This window comes from Kitasatospora sp. NPDC048194 (genome assembly GCF_043202455.1).
In the GTDB taxonomy this organism is placed as follows: domain Bacteria; phylum Actinomycetota; class Actinomycetes; order Streptomycetales; family Streptomycetaceae; genus Kitasatospora.
Map to the genome: position 1 here is coordinate 209,487 of NZ_JBIDAK010000006.1, position 24,118 is coordinate 233,604.

The 24,118-nt window shown below is 73.9% G+C and carries 19 protein-coding genes and 1 pseudogene; 14 read left to right on the forward strand and 6 right to left on the reverse strand.

The window, feature by feature from the left end; translation table 11 throughout:
• Positions 1–66: 66 nt before the first annotated feature.
• The 4 genes from nhaA to ACGF07_RS11060 form a co-directional block, all read right to left on the reverse strand.
• Complete coding sequence (gene nhaA, locus ACGF07_RS11045; protein ID WP_392897322.1) at positions 67–1,503, reverse strand: Na+/H+ antiporter NhaA; 1,437 nt, start codon at positions 1,501–1,503, stop codon at positions 67–69.
• A 462-nt stretch (positions 1,504–1,965) separates the two neighbouring features.
• Entirely contained in the window at positions 1,966–3,921 is a 1,956-nt protein-coding gene (gene acs / locus ACGF07_RS11050) for an acetate--CoA ligase (protein WP_350737185.1), read from the reverse strand.
• A gap of 242 nt (positions 3,922–4,163) precedes the next feature.
• Positions 4,164–6,701 (reverse strand): SulP family inorganic anion transporter, encoded by a 2,538-nt coding sequence (locus tag ACGF07_RS11055; protein ID WP_392897324.1) that lies wholly within the window; start codon positions 6,699–6,701, stop codon positions 4,164–4,166.
• A 418-nt stretch (positions 6,702–7,119) separates the two neighbouring features.
• Positions 7,120–8,163, reverse strand: a complete 1,044-nt coding sequence (locus ACGF07_RS11060; RefSeq protein ID WP_392897325.1) for an ATP-binding protein — start codon at positions 8,161–8,163, stop codon at positions 7,120–7,122.
• A gap of 220 nt (positions 8,164–8,383) precedes the next feature.
• Between ACGF07_RS11060 and ACGF07_RS11065 the strand changes: the two genes are divergently transcribed.
• Positions 8,384–9,274: an oxidoreductase gene (locus ACGF07_RS11065; RefSeq protein ID WP_392897327.1), complete on the forward strand. Its 891-nt coding sequence runs from the start codon at positions 8,384–8,386 to the stop codon at positions 9,272–9,274.
• 398 nt (positions 9,275–9,672) lie between these two features.
• Here ACGF07_RS11065 and ACGF07_RS11070 read toward each other — a convergent pair whose 3' ends face one another.
• Positions 9,673–10,497 carry an HAD family hydrolase gene (locus ACGF07_RS11070; protein WP_392897431.1) on the reverse strand — a complete coding sequence of 275 codons (825 nt, stop codon included), beginning with the start codon at positions 10,495–10,497 and terminating at the stop codon, positions 9,673–9,675.
• Between the two features lie 800 nt (positions 10,498–11,297).
• Here ACGF07_RS11070 and ssd point away from each other — a divergent pair.
• From ssd to ACGF07_RS11110, 8 genes and pseudogenes are all read left to right on the forward strand, one after another.
• Entirely contained in the window at positions 11,298–12,422 is a 1,125-nt protein-coding gene (gene ssd, locus ACGF07_RS11075; RefSeq protein ID WP_392897329.1) for a septum site-determining protein Ssd, read from the forward strand.
• 83 nt (positions 12,423–12,505) lie between these two features.
• Positions 12,506–13,849, forward strand: coding sequence for a TadA family conjugal transfer-associated ATPase (locus ACGF07_RS11080; protein WP_392897331.1), 1,344 nt, complete (start codon positions 12,506–12,508; stop codon positions 13,847–13,849).
• Positions 13,846–13,998 carry a hypothetical protein gene (locus tag ACGF07_RS11085; RefSeq protein ID WP_392897333.1) on the forward strand — a complete coding sequence of 51 codons (153 nt, stop codon included), beginning with the start codon at positions 13,846–13,848 and terminating at the stop codon, positions 13,996–13,998. The genes ACGF07_RS11080 and ACGF07_RS11085 overlap by 4 nt, the downstream gene beginning before the upstream one ends.
• A 21-nt stretch (positions 13,999–14,019) precedes the next feature.
• On the forward strand, positions 14,020–15,030 hold the full coding sequence (locus ACGF07_RS11090; RefSeq protein WP_392897335.1) for a type II secretion system F family protein: 1,011 nt from the start codon (positions 14,020–14,022) through the stop codon (positions 15,028–15,030).
• Between the two features lie 269 nt (positions 15,031–15,299).
• Positions 15,300–15,899: a type II secretion system F family protein gene (locus ACGF07_RS11095; protein WP_392897336.1), complete on the forward strand. Its 600-nt coding sequence runs from the start codon at positions 15,300–15,302 to the stop codon at positions 15,897–15,899.
• Positions 15,900–15,956: 57 nt separating this feature from the next.
• Positions 15,957–16,229, forward strand: coding sequence for a DUF4244 domain-containing protein (locus ACGF07_RS11100; protein ID WP_392897338.1), 273 nt, complete (start codon positions 15,957–15,959; stop codon positions 16,227–16,229).
• Positions 16,219–16,653: a TadE family type IV pilus minor pilin gene (locus tag ACGF07_RS11105; RefSeq protein ID WP_392897340.1), complete on the forward strand. Its 435-nt coding sequence runs from the start codon at positions 16,219–16,221 to the stop codon at positions 16,651–16,653. The genes ACGF07_RS11100 and ACGF07_RS11105 overlap by 11 nt, the downstream gene beginning before the upstream one ends.
• A 157-nt stretch (positions 16,654–16,810) precedes the next feature.
• A pseudogene (locus tag ACGF07_RS11110) lies at positions 16,811–17,227 on the forward strand (Rv3654c family TadE-like protein); the annotation flags it as partial.
• An 80-nt stretch (positions 17,228–17,307) separates the two neighbouring features.
• Here the strand turns inward: ACGF07_RS11110 and ACGF07_RS11115 are convergent.
• The gene (locus ACGF07_RS11115) at positions 17,308–19,731 is read right to left on the reverse strand and encodes a DEAD/DEAH box helicase (protein WP_392897433.1); all 2,424 of its coding nucleotides are present in this window, start codon (positions 19,729–19,731) and stop codon (positions 17,308–17,310) included.
• A 222-nt stretch (positions 19,732–19,953) separates the two neighbouring features.
• Here ACGF07_RS11115 and bldG point away from each other — a divergent pair, with 222 nt between their 5' ends.
• The 5 genes from bldG to ACGF07_RS11140 all read left to right on the forward strand — a co-directional run bounded on the left by bldG (position 19,954) and on the right by ACGF07_RS11140 (position 23,987).
• Positions 19,954–20,295 (forward strand): anti-sigma factor antagonist BldG, encoded by a 342-nt coding sequence (bldG, locus tag ACGF07_RS11120; protein ID WP_188305076.1) that lies wholly within the window; start codon positions 19,954–19,956, stop codon positions 20,293–20,295.
• Between the two features lie 159 nt (positions 20,296–20,454).
• Positions 20,455–20,874 (forward strand): ATP-binding protein, encoded by a 420-nt coding sequence (locus ACGF07_RS11125; RefSeq protein WP_392897342.1) that lies wholly within the window; start codon positions 20,455–20,457, stop codon positions 20,872–20,874.
• A gap of 180 nt (positions 20,875–21,054) precedes the next feature.
• The gene (locus ACGF07_RS11130) at positions 21,055–21,423 is read left to right on the forward strand and encodes a cyclophilin-like fold protein (RefSeq protein WP_392897343.1); all 369 of its coding nucleotides are present in this window, start codon (positions 21,055–21,057) and stop codon (positions 21,421–21,423) included.
• A gap of 134 nt (positions 21,424–21,557) precedes the next feature.
• The gene (locus ACGF07_RS11135; RefSeq protein WP_392897345.1) at positions 21,558–22,319 is read left to right on the forward strand and encodes a small secreted protein; all 762 of its coding nucleotides are present in this window, start codon (positions 21,558–21,560) and stop codon (positions 22,317–22,319) included.
• Between the two features lie 135 nt (positions 22,320–22,454).
• Positions 22,455–23,987, forward strand: coding sequence for a methyltransferase (locus ACGF07_RS11140; RefSeq protein ID WP_392897346.1), 1,533 nt, complete (start codon positions 22,455–22,457; stop codon positions 23,985–23,987).
• The last annotated feature ends 131 nt before the right edge of the window (positions 23,988–24,118 follow it).

Below are 24,118 nucleotides of genomic sequence, written 5' to 3' on the forward strand. Positions count from 1 at the left end.
AGGGCCTCGGAGCGAGCTTCGGCGCGGGCCTCGGAGCCGAGCCTCGGAGCCGAGCCGCCGGGAGGTTCAGTTTCCCGTCCCGGGCCGCTCGCCGGGCCGGGGCCGGGTGGAGCCGGCGGCCCGCTCCCGTCCGGCCGGGCCGTCGCCCTGGCGGACGTCCCCGTGGTGGCCGTCGCCCTGGTGGAGATTCCCCCGGTGGAGGCTCTCCTGGTACACGTCCGGCACGCCGTCGCCGTCCGTGTCCCGGTCCTCCTCCTCGCACAGTTCGCGGTAGTGCCGGTTGCGCAGCTTGAGCAGCACGGTGGCGAGCAGCGCGCAGAGCAGCGAGCCGACCAGCACGGCGGTCTTGCAGCGGTCGGCGAGCGCGAGGTCGTCCTGGAAGGCCAGTTCGCTGATCAGCAGCGAGACGGTGAAGCCGATGCCGGCGAGCACCGAGACGGCGAACATGTCGGCCCACTTGAGCTGCGGATTCAGTTCGGCGCGGGTGAACCTGGCGGCCAGCCAGGTGCCGCCGAAGATGCCCACCGTCTTGCCGACCAGCAGTCCGATCACGATGCCGAGCGGAGCGGCCTGGGTGAACACCTCGCGCAGCGTCGAACCGGAGATCGTCACCCCGGCCGCGAACAGCGCGAACACGGGGACGGCCAGCCCGGCGGAAAGCGGACGGACCAGGTGCTCGATGTGCTCGCCGGGGGACTCCTGCTCGTCACCCTCCCGGTGGCAGCGCAGCATCAGGCCCATCGCGACGCCCGCCACCGTGGCGTGGACACCGCTCTCGTGCATCAGCGCCCAGATCACCAGGGCCAGCGGCACGAACAGGTACCAGCCCTTCACCCCGTGCCGGTGCAGGAACCAGAACAGCACCAGGCCGACGAAGGCCAGACCGAGCGCCCAGAACTTGATGCCGGAGCTGTAGAAGATCGCGATGATCAGGATCGCGATCAGGTCGTCGACCACGGCCAGGGTGAGCAGGAAGGCCCGCAGCGCCGAAGGCAGGTGACTGCCCACCACGGCCAGTACGCCCAGCGCGAAGGCGATGTCCGTGGCGGTCGGAATGGCCCAGCCACCCGGGTGACCGCCGCTGCCGGAGTTGACCAGGGAGTACAGGATCGCGGGCAGGGCGACGCCGCAGACGGCGGCGACCACCGGTAGCAGCGCGGCGCTCGGGGTGCGCAGCTCGCCCGCGACGAACTCGCGCTTGAGCTCGATGCCGGCCACGAAGAAGAAGATCGTCAGCAGGCCGTCCTTGGCCCAGTCGCCCAGGGTGAGGTCGAGGTGGAGCGGGGCCGACGGGCCGACGGTGTGGTCGAGCACGCTCTCGTAGCTGTGCGGCCAGGCGTTGGCCCAGATCAGCGCGACCACGGCGGCGGCCAGCAGCAGCACGCCGCCGACCGTCTCGGTGCGCAGGGCATCGGTGATGAAGGTGCGCTCGGGCAGGGGCAGCCGGCCGAGAAGCTGCCGGCGGAGGGGCGTCGGCTCGTGGACGGGCGGCTGGTCGGTCACGCGGGACCTCCTGAGGGGCTGGGAGCGGCAACGGATGCACGGGTGGTGCAGTGCCGACCAGACTTCCCGGCGCGCCCTGTGACGCCCGGACTCCTGCTCAAGGATCTAGATGCGTCCTTAACAGCTTAACGGGGCGTCCGGGATGACTTCCGGATCGTCCTGATTAAGGACTTAAGCCCTGCCGGCCGGTTTCCGCACCCTTGGGAGGGGCCGACGGGCGCCCGGACGGCCTCAGCCGCGCGCAGTCGGGTGAACGGCCGGGGGGCGTAACGCCGAGGGGAGGGGAGAGCGACGGGGGTGCGATGGAGCCGACGGTGGCCGACGGAACGGGCGACGGAAGCGGGCGGCGGGAGGGTGGTGGGGACCGACGAGGCCGGCGCGTGAGACGGCGGGGCCCCGGGCGGTGGTGTCCGCCCGGGGCCCCGGTCGCTGCTACGGCTTGTTCCGCCGGAGCTCAACGCCTCAGCTGTTGCCACCCGACGGCGGCAGCTGGGCCTGGATCTGGCTCATCACCGAACTGTCGGCGAGGGTGGTGGTGTCCCCGACCTCGCGGCCCTCGGCGATGTCGCGCAGCAGGCGGCGCATGATCTTGCCGGAGCGGGTCTTCGGCAGCTCGCCGACCACCTTGATCTGCTTCGGCTTGGCGATCGGGCCGAGCGTGCGGCCGACGTGCGCCCGCAGCTCCTCGACCAGTTCGGGGGTCTCGGTGACGCCGCCGCGCAGGATCACGAAGGCGACGATGGCCTGGCCGGTGGTGGCGTCGGCCGCGCCGACCACGGCGGACTCGGCCACCGAGGGGTGTCCCACCAGGGCGGACTCGACCTCGGTGGTGGAGATGTTGTGGCCCGAGACCAGCATGACGTCGTCCACCCGGCCGAGCAGCCAGATGTCGCCGTCCTCGTCCTTCTTGGCGCCGTCACCGGCGAAGTAGCGGCCCTCGAAGCGCGACCAGTAGGTGTCGATGTAGCGCTGGTCGTCGCCCCAGATGGTGCGGAGCATGGACGGCCACGGCTCGGTGAGCACCAGGTAGCCGCCGGAGCCGTTGGGGACCTCGTTGGCGTTGTCGTCGACGACGGTGGCCGCGATGCCCGGCAGGGCGCGCTGGGCGGATCCCGGCTTGGTCTCGGTGACGCCCGGCAGCGGGCTGATCATGATGGCGCCGGTCTCGGTCTGCCACCAGGTGTCGACGATCGGGCACTTCCCGCCGCCGATGTGCTCGCGGTACCAGATCCAGGCCTCGGGGTTGATCGGCTCGCCGACGCTGCCCAGAACCCGCAGCGAGGACAGGTCGAACTTCGCGGGGATGTCGTCGCCCCACTTCATGAAGGTCCGGATCGCGGTGGGCGCGGTGTAGAGGATCGTCACGCCGTACTTCTGGACGATCTCCCAGAAGCGGCCCTGGTGCGGGGTGTCCGGGGTGCCCTCGTAGATGACCTGGGTGGCGCCGTTGGAGAGCGGACCGTAGACGATGTACGAGTGGCCGGTGACCCAGCCGATGTCGGCGGTGCACCAGTAGACGTCGGTCTCCGGCTTGAGGTCGAAGACCGCGTGGTGGGTGTAGCTGGCCTGGGTGAGGTAGCCACCGGAGGTGTGCAGGATGCCCTTGGGCTTACCGGTGGTGCCCGAGGTGTAGAGGATGAACAGCGGGTGCTCGGCGTCGTGCGCCTCGGGGGTGTGCTCGGTCGACTGGCGCGCCGTGATCTCGTGCCACCAGACGTCACGGCCCTCGGTCCAGGCGATCTCCTGCTCGGTGCGGCGGATCACCAGGACGTGCTCGACGCCGTCGACCTTGGTGAGCGCCTCGTCGATGGCCGGCTTGAGGGCGGAGGCCTTGCCGCGGCGGTAGCCGCCGTCGGCGGTGATGACGAGCTTGGCCTGGGCGTCCTGGATCCGGGAGGCGACGGCGTCGGCGGAGAAGCCGCCGAAGACCACCGAGTGGGTGGCGCCGATCCGGGCGCAGGCGAGGATCGCGACGACTGCCTCGGCGATCATCGGCAGGTAGACCGCCACCCGGTCGCCCTTGCGGACGCCGAGCTCCAGCAGCGCGTTGGCAGCCTGCGAAACCTCGTCCTTGAGCTGGGCGTAGGTGATCGAGCGGCTGTCGCCGGGCTCGCCCTCGAAGTGGATGGCGACCCGGTCGCCCAGGCCGTTCTCGACGTGGCGGTCGACGCAGTTGTAGGCCACGTTGAGCTTGCCGTCGGCGAACCACTTGGCGAAGGGCGGGTTGGACCAGTCGAGCGTCTCGGTCGGTTCGACGGCCCAGGTCAGGCGGCGGGCCTGCTCGGCCCAGAAGCCCAGACGGTCCTCGGAGGCCTGCGCGTACGCGGCCGCGGTGACGTTGGCGGCTTCGGCGAGCTCTGCCGGCGGGGCGAAACGCCGCTCCTCCTTGAGCAGGTTGGCCAGGCTCTCGTTGCTCAACGCGCACTCCTCATCGAGTCATGATCTGGGGCGATCCCGTGCGTGGGGATTGTCCCGTGTGTCCCAGCGCACAGCTCACCAGGCGAGAGGGGCAGTTGACAAGAGGCTCTTGGGAATTGGTGTAGACCTTTGACCGATCACCGAACGGCAGACTCTGTGCCCCGCCGCGCCGGGGCGGCAGGACGCACAGTGGCAGGTGGGCCCGTGCCCCGGCCCGCCCGGCGGGGACACGGGCCCGGCTCTCAAGCGGCCAGCTGAGGGCCCTCCTCGCCGCCCTCGGCCGCGACCCGGTCGTCCTTTCTCACCCGTTCGGCCGAAACCCCGTCAGGGTCGGCCCCGGTGCCGGGGGGATCGCCGACCGGGGCGTCGCCCAGGGCGTCGCGCCGGGTCTGGCTCGGGGTGTCGGCGGGGGCCGTCGTACGGGCCTCGGCGCCGTTCTCGGTCCTGGCCTCGGCGCGGGCGCCGACCCCGGCCTCGGCGCGGGCTCCGACCCCGGCCTCGCTGCGCGCCTCGACCGGGCTGAACGTCCTGGTGGCGCGGTCCAGGACGTAGGCCTGGGCGGTGGCGAAGTCGAAGTACATCCCGACCAGCCGCAGCGTGCCCTCCTCGACCCTGCGCTCCACCGCGGGGTTGGCCATCAGCTGGTCCAGCTGCTGCACGACATTGGTGATGCAGAGCTGCTCCGCGAGGTCCACCACCGGCCGGTCGGCGAACTCGGCCGGGGCCCGGCGGAGCCGGTCCAGCGAGCCGCGACCGTTGCGCAGCCAGCGGGTCAGCGGGGTGGGCGGACCGGGGCGCTCGTGCACTCCGTCCAGCAGGGCCTTCATCGCGCCGCAGCCGGAGTGGCCGCAGACCGTGATCGAGCGCACCTCCAGCGCCTCGACCGCGTACTGCACCGCGGCGGCCACCGAGTCGTCGGCCGCGCCCGGCTCGAAGGGGGCCGGCACCAGGTTGCCCACGTTGCGGACCGTGAACAGGTCGCCCGGGCCGCTGTTGGTGATCATGCTGGTGACCATCCGGGAGTCCGCGCAGGTCAGGAAGAGCTGGGAGGGTGTCTGCCCCTCCCGGGCCAGCCGGGCGAGTTCGGGCCGGATCAGCGGGGCGGTGTGCTGCTGGAACACCCGGACGCCGTCCAGCAGCCGGCCGTGCGGGTCCTCCTGCTGCTCGATGCAGTGGTGGCCGACCCAGGGCGTCCAGGCGCGGCAGCGGTGCGGACCGGGTGAACTGCCCGCGCGGACCGTGCCGTCGGGGTCGAGCACCTCGTCCTCCCGGCGCCGCGTCACCATCGAGACCTGCCCGCCGGTGGCCTGGTGCCCCGCCCGCCAGCTGTGCAGCGTCTCGTACGCGGCGTGGTCCAGGAAGGAGCCGTCGTGCACCACGGTGACCTCGGCGTCCGCGGGGATCGAGGCCAGCGCCCGGCTCAACCGGGGTACGGCGGTGAAGGTGAGCGGTCCGTGGGTCCGTACGGTGACCGAGCCGTCCGGGTGGGTCTCGACGTCCACGTGGGCGCGGGTCAGCCGGTAGAGCGCGAGCAGCACGGCGGTGCCCGCGCCGAGCCCGACGCCCCACAGGACCCCGAAGGCGACCACGGCGAGCAGCGTGATCAGGTAGACCGGGAACTCCCGATGCCGGTGCACCTTGCGGATGTGGGCGAAGCTCACCATCTGCAGCCCGACCACCAGCACCAGTGCGGCCAGTGCCGCCAGCGGGATCCGGCGCAGTCCGCCGGTCAGCGCGAGGGCCGCGGCCAGGACCCAGACGCCGTGCAGCACGGAGGACCACTTGGTCCGCCCGCCGGCCCGGACGTTGGCGGTGCTGCGCACGGCGCCGCCCGCGATCGGCAGTCCGCCGACCAGGCCGCTGACCATGTTGGCGAGGCCCTGCCCGCGCAGCTCGCGGTCGAGGTCTCCGGTGCGCTGGGACATCCGGTCGACGGCGACGGCGGACAGCAGTGACTCCACGCTCGCGACGGCGGTGACGGTCAGGACGGCGGCGAGCACGGCGGAGGGCGAACCGTGCGGCAGCGCGGGCACGAGCGACTGCGGCTGCCAGGCGGGCAGTTCGATGTGGGCGAGCCGCAGCCCCAGGGCGAGGGCGAGCGCGGTGGCGACGGCGACGGCGGCCAGCGGACCCGGCACCTTGCTCAGCCGACGACCCAGCTCACCCGCACGACCGGGGAGTCGGCCGAGCCTGGGCCAGCCCAGCAGCACGACCATGGTCACCATGCCGACGAGCAGCGCCGGCGGATGCGGTCCGGCCAACTGACCCGGCAGCGCCAGGATGTTGGCGATAGCGGAGCTCTGCGGGGAACCGCCGAGGACGACGTGCAACTGGGCGATGGCGATGGTGAGTCCGACGCCGGCCAGCATGCCGTGCACGATGGCGGGCGAGACGGCGAGCGCCGTCCTGGCCACCCGGCGTACGCCGAGCAGGAATTGGAGCAGTCCGGCGGCGACGGTGACGGCGCAGGTGGCCTGCCAGCCGTACTGACCGATCAGCCCGGCGGTGATCACGGTCAGCGCGGCCGAGGGGCCGCTGACCTGGAGCGGGGTGCCGCCGAACAGCCCGACCACGATGCCGCCGACGGCCGCCGCGGCGAGCCCGGCGGTGAGCGGCGCGCCGGTGGCCAGCGCGATGCCGAGTGAGAACGGTACGGCGATCAGGAAGACCACCAGCGAGGCGGAGAGGTCCTGGATCCAGTGCGATCTGGGCTCTGGGCCCGGTGGCGCGTGGTCGGTGGTGTCGGAGGCGATGGGGGCGCTGGAGATGTCGAGGGTCATTGTCTTCCCGTCTGTCCGGGGGAACGAACGCAGTCAGGTCCGGCGGTGAGTCCGGGGTGGGCTCCGGGGCGGATCGGCTGTCGTGGGTCGCGACGGTGTGGCGGGATGGCGTGGGCGCGGCGGGGAATGCGGGTGTCACCGGCCGGCGTCGACCATCAGGTCCGCCAGGCGCCTGGGCGAGCTGCGGGATGTCTCACCGAGGGCCGTGGGGACGGACCGTCAAGGCTCGGTAAACCGAGAGTAATGAAAGTTTTGCACGACGTCCTGCTCGGTGGGAAGCCGAAATCCCCTGATTCACCCCATTGGGTGGTGTCCGAACGGGCGGGAATCTGCTGGTGGCGCCGCGGGGCCGACATGGCGAACGGGCCGCCGTCCTCCCGGGAGGGGAGGACGGCGGCCCGTTCGGTTCGTGGCGGCGTCAGGCGGTGACCCCCGCCGGTGCGGCCCGCCCGCCGCCCGCCGCGAATCCGTCCGTCAAGCCGTCCGCGAAGCCGTCCGTGCACTCGCCCAGCACGAAGTCCTCGTCCACCTGGGTCGCGAGGTCGACGCCGACCTTGGCGTTGGCCCAACTCTCCGCGTTGCGCCGGTGGAAGAGCGCCGCCTGCTCGGAGTACCGCCGCGGGTCGCGCCGCCCGTACGCCGCCTCGGCCTCGGTCTGCAACTGCGCCAGCACGGCCCGGTTGGCCGGCTCCAGCGACTTCAGCGGGGGCTCGGCCCCCTGCTCCAGGCGCCGCACCCAGTCGGACTGCCCGAAGGTGGTGAGCAGGTCGTCGCCGACCTCGCGGCGCAGGAAGGCCAGGTCGTCGAGGCCCTGCACCTTGTTGCCGATCACCCGGAGCTGCACGCCGAAGTCCCGGGCGTAGTCCCGGTACTGGCGGTAGACGGAGACGCCCTTGCGGGTCGGCTCGGCCACCAGGAAGGTGAGGTCGAAGCGGGTGAAGAGGCCGGAGGCGAAGGAGTCGGAGCCCGCGGTCATGTCGGTGACCAGGTACTCGTCCGGGCCGTCCACCAGGTGGTTGAGCAGCAGCTCCACCGCGCCGACCTTGGAGTGGTAGCAGGCCACCCCGAGGTCCTCCTCGGTGAAGGCGCCGGTCGCCAGCAGCCGGACCGAGCCCTCGTCCAGCGCGATCGGGCGGGCGCAGGAGGCGTAGACCGGGTTCTCCTCGACGATCCGCAGCAGGCGCGAACCGCGGCCGGGCGGCGTGGTCTTGATCATCTCGTCGGCCGAGCGGATCCGCGGGTTGCTGCCGCGCAGGTACTCCTTGATCTCCGGCAGGTGCGCCCCGAGCGAGGGCAGCGCGGCCGCCTGGGCATCCGTCAGGCCGAGTGCGGGGCCGAGGTGCTGGTTGATGTCGGCGTCGACGGCGATGACCGGCCGGCCGACGGCGGCCAGGTGGCGGATGAACAGTGCGGACAGCGTGGTCTTCCCGCTGCCGCCCTTGCCGACGAAGGCGATCTTCATCTGGGGCTCCGGCTTTCGCTCTGGGCCCTGCGGCGGGCCGGGTGCTCGAGGGCGAGGCTGTTGCGACTGGCGCCTCTATTGGAAATCGTTATCGTCTCCGATAGTGGCCATGCTAGCCAAGGTTTGGGCTCCGGCGGGGGAGGGAAGTGAGGATTGCCTCTAACGGGTGATGCGGGGTTGCTGTTCCGGGAGGGGCGACCCGTTCATTACTCTCGGGTAGGTGAGCACTGGAACAGATCCCCTCGCCCCGCTGGCCCAGCTTCCCGGGGTCCCCGACGCGGTCGCCGAGGTGCGCAAGGCCGTCGACCGGCTCTACGGCCACCGGGTGATGCGGCGCCGCGCGGCCGAGGTCACCTCCGAGTCCGCGCTGCGCGGCGCCCGCGCGTCCGCGGCCGTCGCGGGGGCCGACTGGCCGCTGGAGGAGGTCCGGCGGCGCACCGACTTCGGCGCGGACGACGAAGCCCGCACGGTCGGTGCGGCCCTGCGGATCACCGCCGAGGCCGGCCAGCTGCTGAGCGTCTGGCGGCACTCGCCGCTCCAGGTGCTGGCCCGGTTGCACCTGCTCGCGGTCGGCGACGCCGACCCGGCCGCCGGTCGGCCGCGGCGGGCGGGGGAGCGGGCCGAGGAGCTGTTCCCGCTGGAGCTCAAGCCGGTGGACAGCGTCGAGGTGGACGCCGCGGACGGACCGCTGCCCGCGCTGCCCCCCGCGCCGGACGCGGAGGAGGTCGCGGCCCGGCTGGACCAGCTCTCCCGGCTCCTGGTGGCCCGCGCCGAGGGCCAGGGCGTGGGGACGCCCGCCCTGGTGGTCGCCGCCGTGGTGCACGGCGAACTCCTCGCCCTGCGGCCGTTCGGCGCGTACAACGGGGTGATCGCGCGGGCTGCCCAGCGGATCGTGCTGATCGCCGAGGGCCTCGACCCGAAGTCGATCTGCCCGGCCGAGGTCGGCCTGGCGGAACTGGGCACCGACACCTACCGGAGGGCCCTCGCCGGCTACCTGGGGGGCACGCCGGAGGGCATGGCGGCCTGGATCGGCCACTGCGGGCGGGCCCTGCGGCTCGGGGTGCGGGAGAGCACGGCGGTCTGCGAGGCGATGCAGCGCGGGATGGCCTGAGCGGGGCGCCCGCAGACACGCGGAGGGCGCCTGCGGACACGCGGGGGCGCCTGCGGACGCGTGGATGCGGCGGCACCTGATCCTGCATGGTGCCGCCGCTGGTGCAGACACCGGGTGACCAAGCATGCACCGGAAGTGCCGATCAGACGGGGATCCTGCCCGTTCGTCTGGTCCGGCGGCCCGACAGCGGGTCGGCTGCATGTGGGTGCCCGGATATCTGTACGCGCGGTCCGTGGGGCCTGAACTGCGTTGTCGGTTTGACCTCTTCGGTCCTGACCGGGTCTCGCGGGCCGTGCTTCATTTGTATCGCGTTTCGGCCGAAAGGGGAACCCGAATCGAGAAGTCTGTACCGATTGCCCGTTTCGGCCCGATCGGTGTTCCCGGGCCGGTCCGAGGCCTCAGGTGACGGGGCGCCGCCGCCGAGCCAGGTACCAGATGACCGCGCCGGTCACCAACGCCGTCCCGACCGCCACCGCGGTCAGCACCGAACCGCTCGGCGCGGAGAACTCGGGCAGCCGGCGCCGCAGTTCCACCGGCCGGTCGAAGACCAGCACGGGCCACTCCCGTGCCTGCGCCTCCTTGCGCAGCGCGCGGTCGGGGTTGACGGCCGAGGGGTGCCCGACCGCCTCCAGCAGCGGCAGGTCGGTCGACGAGTCGCTGTAGGCGTACGACTCGGCCAGGTCGTAGCCCTCCGTCCGGGCCAGCTCCCGGATGGCGGCGGCCTTGTTCTCGGCGTAGGCGTAGTACTCGATCTCGCCGGTGTAGCAGCCGTCCTCGACCTTGAGCCTGGTGGCGATCACGTGGTCCGCGCCGAGCAACTCGCCGATCGGCTCGACCACCTCGGAGCCGGAGCTGCTGACGATCACCACGTCCCGGCCGGCCGCGTGGTGCTGCTCGATGAGCGAGGCGGCCTCGTCGTAGATGATCGGATCAATCAGGTTGTGCAGGGTCTCGGCGACGATCTCGCGGACCTGCTGGACGTTCCAGCCCCGGGTCAGGGCGGAGAGGTACTCGCGCATCTTCTCCATCTGGTCGTGGTCCGCGCCGCCGACCAGGAAGACGAACTGCGCGTACGCGCTGCGCAGGACGGCCCGACGGTTGATCAGGCCGCCTTGGTAAAACGGCCGGCTGAAGGCCAACGCGCTCGACTTCGCGATGATGGTCTTGTCGAGGTCGAAGAAGGCGGCCGTGCGCGGTCCGCTCGGCCGGGGACGGGCGGGCACGCCGCGCTCCTCGGGCCCGGTGGTCTCGTCCTCGGACTCGTCGGCGTGGTCGTCGGCGTTCTCGGTGGTGTCCACGGGAACCGAGGATAGAGGGAGCCGCAAAACACCCCGCCATTCGGCGTACTCGCGGGCGTGCGGGTTTGTGTTTCTGGCCGCTCGGGTACACCATGGAAGTCACGGATCGTTCGCGACCGTGCTAACCCGGTCCGGCTCCTCCCCCCCGAGTCGGGCTGTGGATAGACGACCCCCGCTCTCCCCCCCGGCGGGGGTCGTCGCACGTCCGGGGCCATTTTCAGGGCTTGAAAGCCTCTTGCGGCGGCTGCCGCGACCGCCCCGCCGACGGTGTACGGGGGGTGTCGACAGCCTGGTCCATCCCCCACCTTTCGTCACTCTGCGTTGCTGGTTGCTCATGCCGAGCCGCCCGTGCGGCCCGCGCCCGACCGGTGCCCGCCGAACCGGTCCGGTGGGGTGCGGAAGGCGGAGACCGGCTGCCTGGAGGAGTGCTCGGCCGGGGGGTGAGTGATCGGCCGGTTCATCTCGGTGACCCCCTTTCGTCAATTCCTCGCCGAATAGCCCCCCGCCCGGGTGAACGTTTTCATCCACAGCCCCCGAGTTATCCACAGGCAATCGGAACGCGGATGACGTAATCCGGATCTCCCCCCACCGTGATGGTCGGCGGCGGTCGCCGGGCAGAGCCTCATCCCCTTCCTCTCCGGAGGTCTGCCGGGCGGCCGTCCGCCGGCACCGTCCGACGCGCGCCCCGGCCCCTGTGGTCGGCGGCGCAGAGGGGAGAGAGCACCATGTCGACGCCGATCGCCGACCACGTCACCGCCGAGGGCCCGGCGGCCGCCGGGCCGCTCGTCGTCACCGAGGACGAGGGCCTGGCCGAGCACCTGCTGCGACTCTGCGCGGCAGCGGGCACCGAGCCGCGGCTGATCCGCGGTGCACCACCGCCGCGCGAACTTTGGGAGGGCGCCCCGCTGGTCCTGGTGGGGGACGACCAGTCCGAACGCTGCGCGGGCCTGAGCCGGCGCGGCGGGGTCCTCCTGCTCGGCCTGGACCTCGATGATCCCGGGGTATGGGTCCGAGCCGTCCAACTCGGCGCCGAACACGTGCTGTTCCTTCCCGACGCCGAAGCCTGGCTGCTCGACCGGATCGCCGACGCGGCCGAGGGCGCCGGCTCCCCCGCGGCCACCGTCGCCGTCATCGGCGGACGAGGCGGCGCCGGGGCGTCGACCCTGGCCTGTGCCCTCGCGGTCGCCGCCGCGCGCACGGGCCGGCGGACCATGCTCATCGACGGCGATCCGCTCGGCGGGGGCCTGGACATCCTGCTCGGCGGCGAGACGGCCCGCGGACTGCGCTGGCCCGACCTCGCCGGTTCGCGTGGACGGGTCAGCGGGGCCGAGTTGGCCCGGGCCCTACCGGCCCTCAAACGGCTCTCCGCGCTGTCCTGCCTCTCCTGGGACCGGGGAGACACCCTGACGGTGCCGGCGGAGGCCATGCGCAGCGTGCTGGCCGCCTCCCGGCGACGCGGCGGCCTGGTGGTGGTCGACGTTCCGCGCCACCTCGACGCGGCCGCAGGACAGGCGCTGGAGCAGTCCGACCTGGCGCTGCTGGTCGTCCCCGCCGAACTGCGCGCGGTGGCGGCCGCCGACCGGGTGGCCGCGGCGGCCCGGATGCGGATCGGGGACGTCCGGGCGGTGGTCCGGCCGGTCCGGGCCGGCGGGCTCCCGGCACACCGGATCGCGCGCGGGCTGCGACTGGAGCTGGCCGGGGAGCTGGAGCCGGAGCCGGGCCTGGCCGAGGACGTCGAGAACGGCGTTCCGCCCGGCCTCCGGGAGAACGGCCCGCTCGCGCGCTTCTGTGCGGCCTTCCTGAACCGGGTGCTGCCGCCGGTGCCGGCGGTCGGAGGAGGTGTGTACTGATGGTCCGTCTGCGCAGGACAGGTCCCCGGGGTGGCGCCCCGGGCGCGGGCGACGGTGCGCGGGAGCACCGTCCGCTCAGGAGCGTGCCGCCCCCTGGCGGGCCGCCCCGGGCCGGACACGGGCCCTGCCCGTACGGCCGAACGGCCCGCGAGGAGCGGACGGCGGAGCTGGTGGACGCGGTCCGGCTGCGGCTGGCCGAATCCGGGGCCGCCCCCACGGCGGGCTCGGTCGCGGCGGTGCTGCGGGCCTCCCGGCCACCGCTCGGTGGTGACGAGGTGCTGGACACCGTGCGCTCGCTGCGCGCCGAACTGGTGGGTGCGGGCCCGCTGGACCGGCTGTTGGCGACGCCGGACGTCACCGACGTGCTGGTGAACGGTCCGGACGAGGTGTGGGTCGACCGTGGTGGCGGCCTGCACCGGGCCACCGGGGTCCGCTTCGCCGACGCCGAGGCGGTGCGGCGGCTGGCCCACCGGATGGCCACCGCCGCCGGGCGGCGCCTGGACGACGCGCGGCCGTGGGTGGACGCCCGCCTGCCGGACGGCACCAGACTGCACGCGGTGCTGCCGCCGATCGCCGCCGGCTGCACGCACATCTCGCTGCGGGTGTGCCGGCCCCGGCCGTTCACGCTCGACGAGTTGGTGGCGGGCGGGGCACTGCCGCCGGAGGGCGCCGACCTCCTGGCGGGCATCGTGCGGGCGCGGCTGTCCGTCCTGGTCTCCGGCGGGACGGGATCGGGCAAGACCACGCTGCTCGCGGCGCTGCTCGGACTGGTCGGGTCGGACGAGCGGATCGTGGTCGCCGAGGACTCCGCCGAACTTCGACCGGCCCACCCCCACGTCGTGCGGTTGCAGAGCAGACCGCCGAACCAGGAGGGGCTGGGCGAGTTCACCCTGCGGGACCTCGTCCGGCAGGCGCTGCGGATGCGGCCGGACCGCCTGGTCATCGGCGAGGTGCGCGGGGCCGAGGTGTCGGACCTGCTGGCGGCGCTCAACACCGGTCACGAGGGCGGCTGCGGCACGGTCCACGCCAACACGGCGGCGGACGTGCCGGTCCGGCTGGAGGCGCTGGGCTCGCTCGCCGGGCTCGACCGGCCGGCGCTGCACAGCCAACTGCGGGCGGCACTCGACGTGGTGGTCCACCTGGTCCGGGACCCGGGCTCGGGGCGGCGCCGGGTGGCGGAGGTCCACACGCTGGCCGGGGACCGTGACGGGTTGGCCGTCACCATCCCGGCGGTGGCCTTCCCTGCAACCGGCGGGCTGGTGACCGGCGCGGGCTGGGAACGGCTCGTGGGACTGCTGGCGGCGCGCGGGGTGGCGCTGGGAGGCGCGCCGGGCGTGGCGCCGGGAGGCGCGTCGGGCGTGGCGCCAGGAACGGCGCCAGGACCGACGTCGGGCGCGGCAGCGCCGCCCGGATCGGGGCCGTCGTGAGTGCGGTGGCGATCGTGGCGGCGGCGGTGTCGGCCGGTGAGGCGGCGCGGGAGCTGCGGTGGGTGGAACTCGGCTTCGCCGGGCTGCTCAGCGGCTGCGCCCTGACCGCGCTGGCGCTGCTCGGGACGTGGCGAGGAGGAGGGCGATGACATGGGAGAGGTGGTGAGGTGATGCGGGACCAACTGGCGCTCTGGTGGACGGCGGTGCTGTGCCTGGTGGCCGTCGCCGCGTGGCGGGCCGTGCAGGAGCAGCTGCCGGGCGGCCGGCGGTCCCGGCTGGTGCTGGCAGGCAGCGGTCCTCCGGTGCGCGGGCCGGCCCCGGAGCCGACCGGGCGACTGCGTGGAAGGCTCCCGGAGCTTCTGGCGCCCGAACTGCTGCTCCTGCCGGTCGGCGTGGCCGCCGGGCAGGCCGCCTCGTCGCCGGTGCCGGTGCTCGCGGCCGGGCTGGCCGTGCTGCCGCTGCGAAGGTGGCGGCTCCGGCGGCGCCTGACGGCGGAGGCGGGGCAGCGGGCGGCGGCCGTGGTGGAGCTCTGCGCCGCGCTGGCCGGTGAGTTGCGCGGCGGCTCGACGCCTGAGCAGGCACTCCACCTGGTCACCGCCAGGCTCGCGGTGGACCCGGACGGGCTGCGTCGGCTCGGCGAGGAGCCGGTCGCCCGGCTGGCGGCCGGCCGCTACGGCGGCGACGTCCCCGCTGCGCTCCTGCTGCTGGCAGCGTTGCCGGGCGGCAGTGGGGCGGCGGCCATGGCGGCCTGCTGGCGGGTCGCCTCCGACGGCGGCTCGGGGCTGGCCGCCGCTCTGGACCGGGTCGCGGAGGCGCTGCGCGCCGAACGGGCGCTGGCGGAGGAGATCGCGGGGGAGCTGGCCGGGCCCCGGACGACGATCGCCGTCCTGGCCGCCCTGCCGGGTGCGGGGCTGTTGCTGGGCGCCGCGATCGGCGCCCGTCCGGTGGACGTGCTGCTGCACACCTCGGCGGGGCTGGGCTGCCTCGCGGTGGGAGTGGCCCTGGAGGGGCTCGGTGTGCTCTGGACGGATCGGATCGTCCGGGCGGCGGGCCGGGGCGCACTGGAGCCGCTAGGGACCCCTGGCGGTGGTCCTCCGGCCGCGGAGGTTCGGGAGCGCGGCGGTGCGCGCCGAGGGCTCCTGCGGATGCGGGCGCTCGGTGGGGGAGCGGAGGCCCGGTGATGAGGGGACATGCATGGGCGGCTGCCGCCCTCGCGAGGTCGATGCCGAGGCGGGTGCCGGGACCGCTTGCGGTGCCGGTGGAGCCGCCGGCTGTGGCAGGGGCGGCGGTGGCAGCGGTGGCGGTGGCGGTGCTGGCGGTGCTGGTTGTGCTCGTGACGGGGTTGTCGCGGGGCCGGGTCAGCCGGCGGGCGTTCTTCCGGGCGTCGGGGCGGGAGGACGCCCGGAAGCGAACGTCGGTGTGGCGGTGGCGCGTTGGGCCGGGTCGGCGCGTGGTGCCGGCGGTCGGCGCCGGGCTGACCGTGGCGTTGCTGTTCGGCGGCCTCGTCGGGGCGGTGATCGGCGTGCTGGCAGCAGTGGCCGTCCACCGGTGGTCGGCCCGCGCGAAGTCTTCGACGGAGCTCCGGGCGGCTCGTGAGGAGGAGCTGCTGGCCAGGCAACTCCCTCTGACGACCGAGCTGTTGGCGGCCTGCCTCAGCTCGGCGGCGCTGCCCTCGGCGGCGGTGTCGGCGGTGGGTCGGAGCGTGGGTGCGCCGCTGGGGCCGCTATTGGTGGCGATCGGAGCCGAACTCGCTCTGGGGGCTCCGCCGGAACTGAGTTGGAACCGGTTGGGCGAGCAGCACCCCGCGCTGGCCCCGCTCGGGCGCTGCCTGGTCAGGGCGAGCCTCAGCGGGGCGCCCGCAGCCGAACCGCTGATCGGGCTGGCCCAGGCGCAGCGGACGGCCACCGCCCGGGCGGCCCACGCGAGGGTCCGCAGGGCCGCCGTGCTCGCCACTGCACCGCTCGGGCTCTGCTTCCTCCCGGCCTTCGTCCTGATCGGGGTGGTGCCGGTGGTGATCGGCCTCACCAGCCGCTTCGCGCAAGCAATGTGAGTGAACGCCGGCTCCGGATCCGCCGGGGTCGAGGAACGGAACGGACAGGAGAGATTGATGACCGCAGTGATCGCGATCAGGCCCGGTGCCGGGCGACCGATCCGGCAGTTGCTGGGCAGCTGGCGGCGGAAGAGCCGCTGGGCGGCCGGGTGGGCGCGCTTGGCGCCCCGGCGACGGTGCCGGTCGGACGCCGGGATGACCACGGCCGAGTACGCCGTCGGAACGTTGGGCGCCTGCGCCTTCGCCGCCGGGCTGTACAAGGTGGTGACCAGCGCGACCATCACCGGAGCGCTGACCGACATGCTGGAACGCGCTTTCCATGCCACGTAGGACGGCGGACAGCGGTGCACCGCCGTGGTCGCTGCGACCGAGCCGACGCTCCGACGGAGGCTTCGTCACGGCGGAGACGGCGGTGGCCCTGCCCGCGCTCGTCCTGCTCGCGGCGATGCTGATCTGGGGCGTGCTCGTGGCGGCCGCGCAGATCCGCTGCGTGGACGCGGCTCGGATCGGTGCCCGAGCGGCCGCTCGTGGTGAGGCGGACGCCGCGGAACTCGCCCGGGCGGCCGCCCCGCCGGGGGCGGAGATCCGGCTCGTGGTCGCGGCGGACACGGTGCGGGTGGACGTGGACGCTCCCTGCGCGGGGCCCGGCAGGCTCAGCGGTCTGCTCAACGTGCGGCTCGCCGCCCGGGCGGTGGCGGCTCGGGAGGACGTGCTGGGAAGCGGGGCGGGAGGTGGCGCTGCGCGTACCTCCTGAGCCGGCGAGGCGAGATGCAGTGAGACGAGAGGGCACCGCGCGGCGGCCCGGCCGTAGCGGGGTCGGTGGGCGCGCGCGGCTGGTCGCGAGGTGGGCTCCCGGGCCACCGGGCCTGCCGGCCTGCGGGATGAGGGCGGTGAGGAGGAGGTGGTGGTGCATGGCGCGGCTGAGGAGCGCTGGTCGGGCGGTGGAGCGGCTGGTGCGGGCCCGGGCGGCTCGGACCGTCTCTGGAGCCGGCCGGGGGCCGGATGCGGGCTCGGCGACGGTGTGGTCGCTCGCGCTGGCGATGCTGGGTGTGGCGGTCTTCGCCGCGACGATCGCGCTGGGTGCGGTGGTTGCTGCCCGGCACCGGGCCGAGTCCGCCGCCGATCTGGCGGCCCTCGCGGCGGCGGACCGGTTGCTGCTGGACGCGGACGGCGGCTGCGGTCGGGCTGCGGGGATCGCTGCCGCGCAGGGTGCCGGCCTGGTCTCCTGCGCGGTTGACCGGACGGCGGACGCCGTCGAGGTGGTCACCGAGGTGCCGGTCGGCGGGCTCCCGGCGCGGCTGCCGGTGGGACCGGCGCGGGGGAGGGCCCGGGCCGGACCGGCCCGGGCGCCCGTCACGGTCGCCGAGGACGGCCTGGGTGACTCTCCGGGCGGTGCGACGGCGGCCCCTCACGGTCCGGTCGGCGCACCGCCGTCCGGACCGGATCCGCCCTCCTCGGGGCCGGGTGCACCGTCGGGGCCGGGCGCACCGCCGTCCGGACCGGGCCCGGCCTCGGCCTCAGGTGCTCCGGCCAGCAGCACGTCCAGCAGCAGGACGGCCGCCGCCTTGTCCAGCGGGTCGTTCCCGTTGCCGCACTTGGGCGACTGGACGCAGGACGGGCAGCCGCGCTCGCACTCGCAGGAGGCGATCGCCGCCCGGGTGGCGGTCAGCCATTCGAAGGCCCGCTGGAAACCGCGCTCGGCGAAGCCGGCCCCGCCCGGATGGCCGTCGTAGACGAACACGGTGGGCAACCCGGTGTCGGGGTGCAGCGGGACGGAGACACCGCCGATGTCCCACCGGTCGCAGGTGGCGAACAGCGGCAGCAGGCCGATCGAGGCGTGCTCGGCGGCGTGGGCCGCGCCGGGCAGCTGGTCGAGCGGGAGGTCCGCGTCGAGCAGCTGGTCCTCGGTGACGGTCCACCAGACCGCCCGGGTGCGCAGCGTGCGGGGCGGCAGGTCGAGCTTGCTCTCGCCCATGATCTCCCCGGTGGAGATCCGCTTCCGGAGGTAGCCGACCACCTGGTTGACCACCTCCACCGAACCGAAGCTGAGCCGGCCCTCGCCCCAGGGGACGGTGGTGTCGGTGTCGAGGACGGAGATGGAGGTGATGTCGCGGGCGGCCGTGGTGTACGGCGGGTCGGCCGGTGCGACCAGGGCGACCGAGTTCTCCAGGTCGAGTTCCCGGACCAGGTAGGTGCGGCCCTGGTGGAGGTGCACGGCCCCGGTGTGGACGGTGGTGTGGGCGGCTGCGGCGTCCACCGTGCCGAGCAGTCGGCCGGTGTCCGCCTCGACGATCTGCACCGGGCTGCCGCCGCTGCCGCGCAGGTCGACGGCGTCGGCGGCGCGTTCCCGGCGGGTCCAGTACCAGGATCCGTCGGCGCGGCGGCGTAGCAGGCCGCGCCGTTCCAGGACCGGTAGCAGCGGCGCGGTGGAGGGGCCGAACAGCTCCAGGTCGGCGGCGGTGAGCGGAAGCTCGGCGGCGGCCGCGCACAGGTGCGGGGCGAGCACGTGCGGGTTGTCGGGATCGAGCACGGTGGCCTCGACGGGTGCCGCGAACAGGGCCTCCGGGTGGTGCACCAGGTAGGTGTCCAGCGGGTCGTCCCGGGCGATCAGCACGGCCAGCGCTCCCTGGGCCTCGCGGCCCGCCCGGCCCGCCTGCTGCCAGAGCGAGGCCCGGGTGCCGGGGTAGCCGGCCATCAGGACGGCGTCGAGACCGGAGATGTCGACGCCGAGCTCGAGAGCGGAGGTGGACGCGAGGCCCAGCAGCCGACCGGAGTGCAGCGCGCGCTCCAGGGCCCGGCGTTCGTCGGCGAGGTAGCCGCCGCGGTAGGCGGCGACCCGGTCGGCGAGCGGGCGGCCGAGCTGGTCCTGGGTCTGGAGGGAGACCAGCTCGGCGGCGCGCCGGGAGCGGACGAACACCACCGTCCGGGTCTGCTGCTCGACCAGGTCGGTCAGCAGGTGGGCGGCCTCGGCGGTGGCGGTGCGGCGCACCGGCGCGCCGTGTTCGCCGACGTTCTCGGTCAGTGGCGGTTCCCAGAGGCCGAAGACCATCGGCCCGCGCGGCGAGGCGTCCTCGGTGACGGCCACGGCGGGCAGGCCGGTCAGGCGCCGGGCGGTGGCGGCCGGATCGGCGGTGGTGGCGGAGGCGAGCAGGAAGGTGGGTGCCGAACCGTAGCGGGCGCAGATCCGGCGCAGCCGGCGGAGCACCTGGGCGACGTGCGAACCGAACACGCCCCGGTAGCTGTGGCACTCGTCGACGACCACGTAGCGCAGCGACTTCAGGAAGGAGGACCAGCGGGCGTGCGCCGGCAGGATGCCCCGGTGCAGCATGTCCGGGTTGGTGAGCACGTAGGACGCGTACTGGCGGACCCACTCGCGCTCCTCCGGCGGGGTGTCGCCGTCGTACAGGGCGGCCCTGACCCTCGGCGGCGCGAGTTCGGCCGCGCGGCGGCGCTGGTCGGCGGCGAGCGCCTTGGTCGGGGCCAGGTAGAGCGCGGTGGCGCCACGGCCGTTGCGGGCTTCCGTGCCCTCCAGCAGATCGCTGAGGACCGGAGCCAGGTAGCCCAGCGACTTGCCCGACGCGGTGCCTGTGGCGATCACCACAGTCTGACCGGTTTTGGCCAGGTTCATCGCTTCCGCCTGGTGTGCCCAGGGCTGTTCGACGCCGACGGCGCGCGCGGCGGACACGATCTCCGGTCGGATCGACTCGGGCCAGGGCGCATAACGTGCAGGTCGGGCGGGAAGGTGCTCCGTATGGGTGAGCCGGTCGGACCGCCCCCGGCTGGTGGCCAGGGTCGTGAGCAGTGCCTCGGGCAGGCTGTGTCGGGGCGGCATGAGGACCCAGTGTGTCACCGGCGTGACGGAGAATCGTCGTAAGCCATCGTGCGGCCATGGTCGCAGGTGGTTGAATGTGGCCGTGACGGCCGTACGGCCGTGGGTCGCAGCGCTGAGGCTTGCCACGCGTTTGGCTTGGCGCGCCAGGCTCGCGACCATGCGGTGGCGGCCTTCCGGCCGAGGATCGCACATGACGTAGCAAGGCAAGGTGCTGGAGGTTCCGTGGACCTGTCCCTGTCGACCCGCGCAGTCGGCGATCGTACGGTCGTCGAGGTAGGCGGCGAGATCGATGTGTACACCGCCCCGAAGCTGCGGGAGCAGCTGGTCGAGCTCGTCAACGACGGCAAGTACCACCTCGTCGTCGACATGGAGGGCGTTGACTTCCTCGACTCGACGGGCCTGGGTGTGCTGGTCGGCGGTCTGAAGCGGGTGCGTGCCCACGAGGGTTCGCTCCGCCTCGTCTGCAACCAGGAGCGCATCCTCAAGATTTTCCGGATCACCGGCCTCACCAAGGTCTTCCCGATCCACACCTCGGTGGACGACGCGGTCGCCGCGACCGACTGACGCGTCCGGGCCGGTCCCCGTGGCCGGCCCGCCGTTCCACACGTCCGGAGCGCCGGGGCCTGTGCGGCCCCGGCGCGGCCCGGCCGTTCCCGGGCCGGTCCGGCCGGCCCATCAGGGGCCGCGTGCCGGGCCCCAGTCGGAGCACCCCGAAGGGGAGAGATGGCAACCGTCGAACTTCGATTCAGCGCGCTACCCGAGCACGTGCGGACGGCCCGGCTGGTCGCCGCGGCCGTCGCCAGACGGGCCGGTGTCGACGAGTCGGTGCTCGACGAGGTCCGGCTCGCGGTCGGCGAGGCGTGTTCGCGCGCCGTGGGCCTGCACCAGCGCGGTGGCGTCGGCGGCACGATCCGGGTGGCGCTGACCGACCAGGAGAAGCGTTTCCTCATCGAGGTCGAGGACGAGGCCGGCCCTGCCGCCGTCCCGACTTCCGGCGCCCCCGAGGGCGGCGACCCGGACGACGACACCCTGGGCCTGGCCGTGATCACCGGCCTGGTCGAGGACCTCGAGGTCACCAACGGCAGCGACGGTGGCGTGATCCGGATGAGCTGGCCGGTGCCGGTCGCCTCCGTGACGGTCTGAAGCGGCCGCGCCGCCGGTACCCGCCGCTTCGACCGACGCCGCCCGACCGCCGAGGACGCGACTGCGGGGATCCCGATTCCTGAGATCCCGTTGACAAGTTGTTGAGGCTGGCGGTTCCCTGCTTCCGGCACGACCGGGTCCGATCGTCGTCGATCGGACTCGTCGCGGAAGAGGAAGCACATGCGGATTCGCATCCTGTGGCCGGCCGGGCAGACCACCGCCACGCTGCGGGCGACACCGACCACCGAAGCGCTCTGGAACGCGCTGCCGATCGCCTCGACGGCGAACACCTGGGGTGACGAGGTCTACTTCGGCACGCCCGTCAGTGTGCCGCGCGAGGACGGTGCCCAGCAGGTCGTCGAACCGGGCACGGTCGCGTTCTGGACCGACGGGGACAGCCTCGCGCTCCCGTACGGGCCGACCCCGATCTCGCGTGACGGCGAGTGCCGACTGGCCAGCCCCTGCAACGTCCTCGGCGCGCTGGACGGGGACTCCCAGGTGTTGCGCACCGTCCGGCCGGGCGATCCGATCCGGGTGGAACGCGCCTGACCGATGGCCCGGGATGGCCCGGGGCCTCGAGTTCGGGGCGGGGGTACCGGGGCCGAGGAGCCGGGAACCGGTGGCCGGACGGCGGACGTGTAGGTTCGACGACCGAAGACGACCGAACCGAAAGGCTTCTCCCGGTGAACAAGCGACTGCTGGCCGTACCCGCCCTCGGCGTGCTGCTCGCGTTCGGCGCCGTCGGCTGTGGCAGCGACAACAGCAAGCAGCTGGAGTCCTGGGCGTCGAACGTCTGCGGCGCGGCCAAGGATCCGATCGCCCAGGCGCAGACCGCCCTCGCCGACACCGGCCAGGTGAAGACCGGCGAGGCCCCGGCCGACCTGCAGAAGCGGCTCTCGACGGACATCGGGAAGCTGGCCAAGACCAACCAGGACATCGCGGCCGCCGTCGACGCGGCCGGCGCGCCCAAGGTGGACGACGGCGCGACCCTGCAGAAGGACACCGTCGACGAGCTGAAGAAGGCGGCCGACGGCTACCAGGACGTGCAGAAGAAGCTGGACGCGCTGCCCAACAACGACCAGGCGAAGTTCGCCGACGGGTTGCGCAGCGTGGCCGATCAGGTGCAGCGGCTGGCGTCGCTGTCCACCCAGGCGCAGAGCAAGCTGCAGAGCGGCGAACTCGGCGCCGCGATGGCCAAGCAGGAGGGCTGCAAGCCCAGCCAGGCGACTCCGGGGGCGGGTGCGAGCGGCAGCGCCGGCGGCTCCCCGGCCGCCGGGAGCGCGAGCGGGACGCCGAGCGCCGGTGCGTCCGCCCCGACCGGCGCCCCCAGCGCCGCGCCCACGCCCGGCGCCACGGGCAGTGCGAGCCCGGCGGCCGCCCCCTCGGCGAGCGCCGCCGCCACCCCGGCCGCCAACCCGTCCACTCCGGCCCCCAGCGCGAGCTGACCGAGGGCCGACGGGAGGACGCGAGAGTTCCCCCGCTCCAGCCGCCTCCGCTCCGGCCGCCGCCCGCTTCGCAACCCGCCCGCCCAAGGACGGGCTGCGGGGCGGGGGTCGGCCGGGGCGGGGGACAATGGCGGGGTGATCAGTAGCCCCGTTCTCGACCCGACCCGTCTGGCCAAGCTGCGCGAGGCGCTGCTGGCCGCTTCGTTCACCGCTGACGGCTGCCTGGACCTGTTGGGCCCCACCGGATACGCGGCGCTGGCCCGTAGCGAGGCCGTCCCCGCCCTGCGTGCGACGCAGGGCGGCAGCCCGCTGGAGACCCTGGTGCGGCTGTTCCTGCTCCAGCAACCGGTGCCGTACCGGGCGGCGGCGGCCGCACTGCCGGTGGAGGACTGCCTGGCGGACGGCTGGCTGCGCCCCGACGGAGACCTGGTGCGAGCCACCGTGGACGTCCGGCCGTACGCCAACGAGGTCGCCGGTCTGCCGAGTTCGGATGCCTGGGTGGTCTCCGACCTGGGCTGCGCGGTGGGCGGCGCGGGCGGCATCGGCTCCGGGGAGACGGCTCACGGAGTGGCTCGCAAGGACCTGGTGCTGGGGGTCGGCGGGGCGTCCACCACACTGGCGAACATCACCGTGCGCCGCCCCGTACGGGCCGCGCTGGACCTCGGTTCGGGCTCGGGCGTGCAGGCGCTGCACGCGGCCCGGCACGCCCAGCAGGTCGTCGCCACCGACCTCAACCCCCGGGCGCTGCGGTTCACCGAGCTGACCCTGGCGCTGTCCGGTTTCGACCGCACCGAGGTGGCCGCCGGCAGCCTCTTCGAGCCGGTCGGGGAGCGGAAGTTCGACCTGATCGTCTCCAACCCGCCCTTCGTCATCTCGCCGGCCGGCCGGTTCACCTACCGGGACGGCGGCATGGCCGGGGACGACCTGTGCCGCAACCTGGTGCGCTCGGCCGCCGAGCACCTGGAGCCGGGCGGCTACTGCCAGTTGCTCGCCAACTGGCAGCACGTCAAGGGCGAGGACTGGCACGAGCGGCTGGCCGACTGGGTCGCGGGCACCGGGCTGGACGCGTGGATCGTCCAACGCGAGGTCCAGGACGTGGCCCAGTACGCCGAGTTGTGGCTGCGGGACGGGGGCGACCACCGCGGCGCCGGCGGCGACTACCAGGCCCGGTACGGCGAGTGGCTGGACGCCTTCGAGGCCGGCCGGGTCGAGGGCATCGGCATGGGCTGGATCACCCTGCGGGCCGGCGGCGCCGAGCGCCCGACCGTACGGGTGGAGGAGTGGCCGCACCCGGTGGAGCAGCCGCTCGGCCCGCACATCGAGGAGTGGTTCGACCGGCAGGACTTCCTGCGCTCGCACGACGACGCCGGCCTGCTCGCGGCCCGCTACGTGCTGGCCGACGAGGTGGTCCAGGAGCAGGTCGGCGCGCCGGGGGCGGAGGATCCGGAGCACGTGATCCTGCGTCACAACCGCGGCATGCGGCGCGCCACCAAGGTGGACACCGTGGCGGCGGGGTTCGTCGGGGTGTGCGACGGGACGCTGTCCGCGGGCGAGATCGTCGACGCCATCGCGCAGCTGCTCGGCGAGGACCGGGTGGTGCTGCGCGACCGGGTGCCGGAGTCGCTGCGGCTGCTGACCGAGCAGGGGTTCATCGATCCCGTCCGGTGATCCGCTGGGCGTGACCCCGCCGGGTGGGGCCTGCCCGCGCAGGCCCGCCGTCGGCCCGCTGTCGGCCCGCGTCTGCCGGGTGCCTGCCCGCGCCTGCCCGGCGTCGGTCCGTCCGCGGAACGCTTCGCGGA